This is a genomic window from Streptomyces sp. NPDC057543 (assembly GCF_042801895.1).
Classification (GTDB): domain Bacteria; phylum Actinomycetota; class Actinomycetes; order Streptomycetales; family Streptomycetaceae; genus Streptomyces.
The window spans coordinates 1-5157 of record NZ_JBHVFF010000426.1 but is presented as its reverse complement, the minus strand read 5'-3'; the positions used below and the strand labels follow the sequence as shown (position 1 = coordinate 5157).

The window sequence follows — 5157 nt, the reverse complement described above, 5'->3', positions numbered from 1 at the left end:
GAGTTGCGCGCCGCCGCTGATGAAGAGGAACCCCAGGCGCGGCCTCCCCCGTAGCGATGGTCTTCGTAGCGGCGCTGATGAAGCGGCCTCGGTCGTTGCGCAGGGTCGCGGTGTCGGCGTAGTCATCCCACACTGCGTAGCGCCGGCCCTGGTCACGGTCACCACGGCCGGCATCAACGTCCTCTTGCTCCTTCTCCCCCACGTCAGCGCAACAGCGCCTCGATACCCGGGACGAGTTCGGCGGGCGGTGGCATACGGGCGATGGTCCGGCCCAGTTGCGCGGCCGCGGGCAGCACCCGACCGCCGTTGATCAGCTCGGCGATGTGGAAGCGCAGCCGCAGCATGCTGGGGGCGCCCGCCAGTTCGTCGTCGGTCAGGCAACGGCCGATGCCTGCCTGCTCCAGGCGCTTGCCTGCCCGCCGCTCCTCCTCCCCCGCCGGCAGCACCAGTTGGGAGACTCCGAACCGGGCGGCCGCGTACACAATCCCTTCGTCCCCGCCATGCACGACGACGACACTGCCCTGCAGCACCACGCTCCAGGGGTGGTCGTCGCCTGTCAGCACGAGGAGTTGCAGGCCGAGGCTTTCGACGCCCTCGGCAACACGGCGGAAGAGTCGTGCGCGGCGCCGGTCCTCGGGCCGGGTCCCGGTCGGCACCCCGGTGATACAAACGCGCGGAAGCAGCGACAGCTCAGTGAGCCAGGGCGCCGGCTGTCCGGGCAATTCGTAGGCATCACAGCGCACTTGCCAGGCGTCGGGCTCCGGTCGTTCCCGCAGCAGCGGCGGACAAGGGTCGATCCAGACGGTCGGCAGCGGCGACAACGGCGGGTGGGTATACGGAAGATAGCCGATGGTGGGCACCCCGGACTCGGCCGCCATGGCAGTCGAGTCCGGGCACAGCGGATCGTGGACCACCAGGTCGGGCCGCCAGGCCCGGCTGAACTGCTGCGGACCGGCCAGCACCGGGACGAGCCCGGCCCGGACCACGCGGTGGCGGGCCCGGGCCGGACAGGAGAAACGGACCTCGTGCCCGGCCGCCTGCAGTTCCCTCGCGAGCAACACCAGGCGCAGCGCCGCCGGCATGCCGAGGCCCGCCGAGAAGAGCACACGCACAGTTCCTCTCCTCCCTGGGCAGTCACCTGGCGAAGCGGTCGAGCACCCGCCCGGTCCCGGCGTCGGCGTCCAGCGCCGGGTCGCTTCCGAGCACGGCCCGCTGCAGATGCTGCAGACGCTGCGAGGGCTCGATGCCCAGCTCCTCCACGAGGCGGGTACGCAGATTCTGGAAGACATCGAGCGCCACGGAGGGGCGCCCTGCCCGGTAGAAGGCCACCATGGACTGGGCGTGCAGACCCTCGTGCAGCGGGTGCCGGGCGGTGAGCGTGGTGAGCTCGGTGAGCAGTTCGGCATGACGGCCGAGCCGAAGCTCGACGTCGATGCGCCGCTCCAGCACCCCGAGACGGCTCTCCTCCAGCCGCATCGCCTCGATCTCGAGCAGCGGGCCGGTGCGTACGTCGACCAGGGCCGGGCCCCGCCACAGGCCGAGGGCCTCCCGGAACAGCTCCGCGGCCTGCTGGTGCTCACCGCGGCCGAGGGCGCGCTGGCCGAGGGAGGACAGCCGGTCGTGCTCGTGCGCGTCGATGCTGCCCGGCTCGGTGTGCAGGAGATATCCCCCGTGCCGGGTCAGCAGCAGTTCCTTGGAGCCGCCGGGCTCTCCGTCCAGCGCCTTCTCCATGCAGCGCCGGAGCTGGAGGATGTAGGTCTGCAGCGTGGTGAGCGCGCTGCGCGGCGGGGCATCGCCCCAGATCTCCTCCATCAGCGCGGAAACCGGCAGAACCTGGTTCGCATAGATGGCGAGCAGCGCCAGGATCTGCCGCGGTTTCGCTGCTGTGGGCAGGATCGGAACGCCCTTCAGCTCGGCGTCCAACGACCCCAGAACGAAGATTCGCATGCGGCCCCCTTTGTCTCTGTCATCGGACCTTGAACCTCCCACGCGGCCGCATCACGCAGACAGTGCGTCGCTCCCGCTCGTCCGGGTGTCTTTGTCCTGCTCAGGGTGTGACCGATTCATGGGCCGCGGGACCGTCCCGGACATGTCTGAGGCCCCGCGCGCCTTCACGGCACGCGGGGCCTGTGGTCCGGCTGGAAGGGGAGGGGAGCCGGACCCGCGGTGGTTCAGTCTCCGGTGAGCGCGGGGCGGTCGTACGGCGCGAGGCAGTCCTCGTACGCCGGCAGGAGCCCTTTCGCCAGTGCCTCCGCCGCGGTGGGCGCGGCCAGGTCCTCGTCGGACATCACCGGCGCCTCGGTGAGCCCCCACGGCAGGGCCAGAGCGGGGTCGAGCGCGCTGACCGTGTAGCCGACGCCGGGCGTGTCCGGCCGGGAGCTGTGACAAGCGACCACCGTATCGTCCTCGAGCGCGAGCCAGGCGTGGCCGAGGCCCTCGGAGACGAACACCCCGGACGCGTTGCGGTGGTCCAGCCAGACCATCTCGTGCCGGCCGTACTCCGGGGACCCGACACGCAGGTCCACCACGACGTGGACGGTGGAGCCCCTCACACAGTGGAACAGCCGGGCACGGCCGCCCTCGCCGGCGGTGCCGTGGATGCCACGCAGTACCAGGCGTTGCGCGGCCGACAGGCCGCTGTACCGGATCGCGAAGGGCCGTCCGATCGTGTCCTCTACGTCGTCCTGACGGAACGTCTCGTAGCGGACCACGACCTCGTCCCCAACGGCCCGGGGCGAAAGCAGGAACGCGCCCGGTAGGGCGAGTTCGCTGATTTCCAGGCTGCTGAGTTCCATGCCCACGAAGGTAGCCGCCGCTGCTCAAGACCGGCTGGAGCAGCGGCGGGGTCCGGGGCAGGGGCGGCGGTCGCCGAGTTCATGTCGGCCGCTGATGTCAGACCCCGGGAATCCATGCCCAGGACGGTAGGTACGGCTGCTCAAGACCGGATGGAGCGGGCGTCGGCCTCAAAAAAGCCTCAAGGCCGTCTCCAGTTGTAGGCGATGGGGGTGCAGGAAGGTCGTGGCCGCGATCCCGCGCACGCGTCCACGCAAAGGAGCAGTCCATGACGATCACCGCGTCCTCAGCGGTGCCCTACGAGTCGACCGCAGACCTCGGCCTGCGCCTCGCTCTTTCCGCTCAGACAGCCGACAGCTCCGTCACACCCAATGCCGAGTTCCGCCGCTGGTTCACCGCCCAGCGCCGGTCCAAGCGTTACGACGTGCGGCGCATCCCGTTCGCCGAGCTCGCCGGATGGCACTTCCAGGACGGCACCGGCAACCTCGTGCACGAGAGCGGGCGGTTCTTCTCGGTCGAGGGGTTGCACGTGCGCACCTCCTGGAACGGGCAGGAGGACAGCTGGACGCAGCCGATCATCAACCAGCCCGAGATCGGCATCCTGGGCATCGTGGTCAAGGAGTTCGACGGCGTTCTGCACTGCCTGATGCAGGCCAAGATGGAGCCGGGCAATCTCGACACGGTGCAGCTGTCACCTACCGTGCAGGCCACCCGCAGCAACTACACGGGGGTACACGGAGGCTCGGCGGTGCGCTACCTGGAGCACTTCGTGCCCCCGAACCGGGGCGGCCAAGTGCTTTTCGACTCGCTGCAGTCGGAGCAGGGGGCCTGGTTCCTTCGCAAGCGCAACCGGAACATGGTCGTGGAGGCGGTCGGCGAGATACCCGGACACGAGGACTTCGTGTGGCTGACCCTCGGGCAGCTGTACGGGCTGCTGCACGAGGACAACGTGCTGAACATGGATGCCCGTACCGTGCTGTCGCAGATTCCCTCGGGCGTCGGCGGCGGACACCCACTGCACTCGCTGTGGGAGGTGCTCACCCGCCTCACCGAGGTGAAGGCGCGACGCGAACTGGTCCAGCGGTCCATACCGTTGGCGAACGTCTCCGACTGGCGGCGTACCGACGACGAGATCGCCCACGAGGCCGGGCAGCACTTCTCGCTGATCGCCGCGGACATACGGGCCGCCAACCGCGAGGTGACCCGCTGGTCCCAGCCCTTGCTCGCCCCTGCCGAGCAGGGGCTGGCCGCCTTCCTGGTACGCCGTGTCGCCGGCGTCCCGCACCTGCTGGCGCACGCCAGGTCGGAGGCCGGAGTACTGAACGTGGCGGAGCTCGCTCCGACCGTGCAGTGCCAGCCGGGCCACGCGCAGTCCCTGCCGACCGAGTCGCGGCCGCGCTATCTGGACCTGGTCCTCGGCGCGCCGAGGGACCAGGTGCTGTTCGACTCGGTGCAGTCCGAGGAAGGCGGCCGCTTCCACTACGCCACCAACCGCTACCAGCTGGTGGAAGTCGGCGACGAATTCCCGCTCGACGTGCCCGAGGAATTCATCTGGGTGACCGCGGATCAGCTCGGCGGACTGCTGCAGCACAGCAACTACGTGAACATCGAGGCGCGCACCCTGGTCACCGCCCTGCGCGCGACCGGGGCGATGCGCGGATAGCTCGTACGACAGCGCACAGCCGACCGCCACGCCGGTGCGCGGCACCCGGTGAGTCGATCCGGAGATCCTGTCGCAGGAGCGGCAGATCCGGTCGATGACGTGGTCGGCGTTCCGGGGCCGGCGGAATGGGTGGTTGAAGCGTGTCCCACTCCGGGCGGTCCGGGTCCGCCAGGAACTCGTGCAGCAGCCCTCACGGGCTACTGCACGGGGCTGCTCCTCGGCGCCGACGAAGCGGTTGACCAGGAGTGCGGTACGGCTGGGGATCCGGTCGGCGGGAAGCCGGCCGGCGCAGGTGAGGGAGATCAGGCCGTGCAGCGCGGCCCGGAAGGTCTCGACGAAGAGGCCGGGCTCCTCGTCCGGGCCCACCTGCGCCACCAGCGGGTCCTGCATGGCTCGGAAGGCCTCACGCAGAGGCGCGGGGGTGGCCTCCGCGGCGAAACGGAGGCCGTTGTCGAGGCTCACCAACTTCATTAGCGATTCCTGGTGTTGTGTATGATTGTGCGCATGGAGTTGCTGCGCATGTCCAAAGGCGCAGTGCGTCTGGGCATCCATCCGATGACGCTTCGTCAGTGGGCGTTGGACGGCAAGGTTCCGGACCGGGGATCCGGTCTGCGGGAGAATCGCCCCGGCCTCAACCGGCTGTTGGCGATGGTCGCCGACGGAACGGTGACGGTCGTCCGCGTCACGCATGAGGACCGGCT

5 protein-coding genes and 1 pseudogene are annotated in these 5157 nt (G+C 69.7%); 2 read left to right on the top strand and 4 right to left on the bottom strand.

Going from position 1 to position 5157, the window contains the following annotated elements; translation table 11 throughout:
- The 4 genes and pseudogenes from ACFU8Q_RS38875 to ACFU8Q_RS38860 form a co-directional block, all read right to left on the bottom strand.
- Positions 1–202 (bottom strand): annotated as a pseudogene (locus ACFU8Q_RS38875) (hypothetical protein); the annotation flags it as partial.
- Position 203: 1 nt separating this feature from the next.
- On the bottom strand, positions 204–1112 hold the full coding sequence (locus tag ACFU8Q_RS38870) for a glycosyltransferase (protein ID WP_384464127.1): 909 nt from the start codon (positions 1110–1112) through the stop codon (positions 204–206).
- Between the two features lie 22 nt (positions 1113–1134).
- Complete coding sequence (locus ACFU8Q_RS38865) at positions 1135–1947, bottom strand: BTAD domain-containing putative transcriptional regulator (RefSeq protein ID WP_384464124.1); 813 nt, start codon at positions 1945–1947, stop codon at positions 1135–1137.
- Positions 1948–2171: 224 nt separating this feature from the next.
- Positions 2172–2795 (bottom strand): dTDP-4-dehydrorhamnose 3,5-epimerase family protein, encoded by a 624-nt coding sequence (locus tag ACFU8Q_RS38860; protein ID WP_384464121.1) that lies wholly within the window; start codon positions 2793–2795, stop codon positions 2172–2174.
- A gap of 266 nt (positions 2796–3061) precedes the next feature.
- Here ACFU8Q_RS38860 and ACFU8Q_RS38855 point away from each other — a divergent pair, with 266 nt between their 5' ends.
- Entirely contained in the window at positions 3062–4456 is a 1395-nt protein-coding gene (locus tag ACFU8Q_RS38855) for an NDP-hexose 2,3-dehydratase family protein (protein ID WP_384464118.1), read from the top strand.
- Positions 4457–4960: 504 nt separating this feature from the next.
- On the top strand, positions 4961–5157 hold a 197-nt coding region (locus ACFU8Q_RS38850; RefSeq protein ID WP_384464115.1), incomplete at its 3' end, for a recombinase family protein.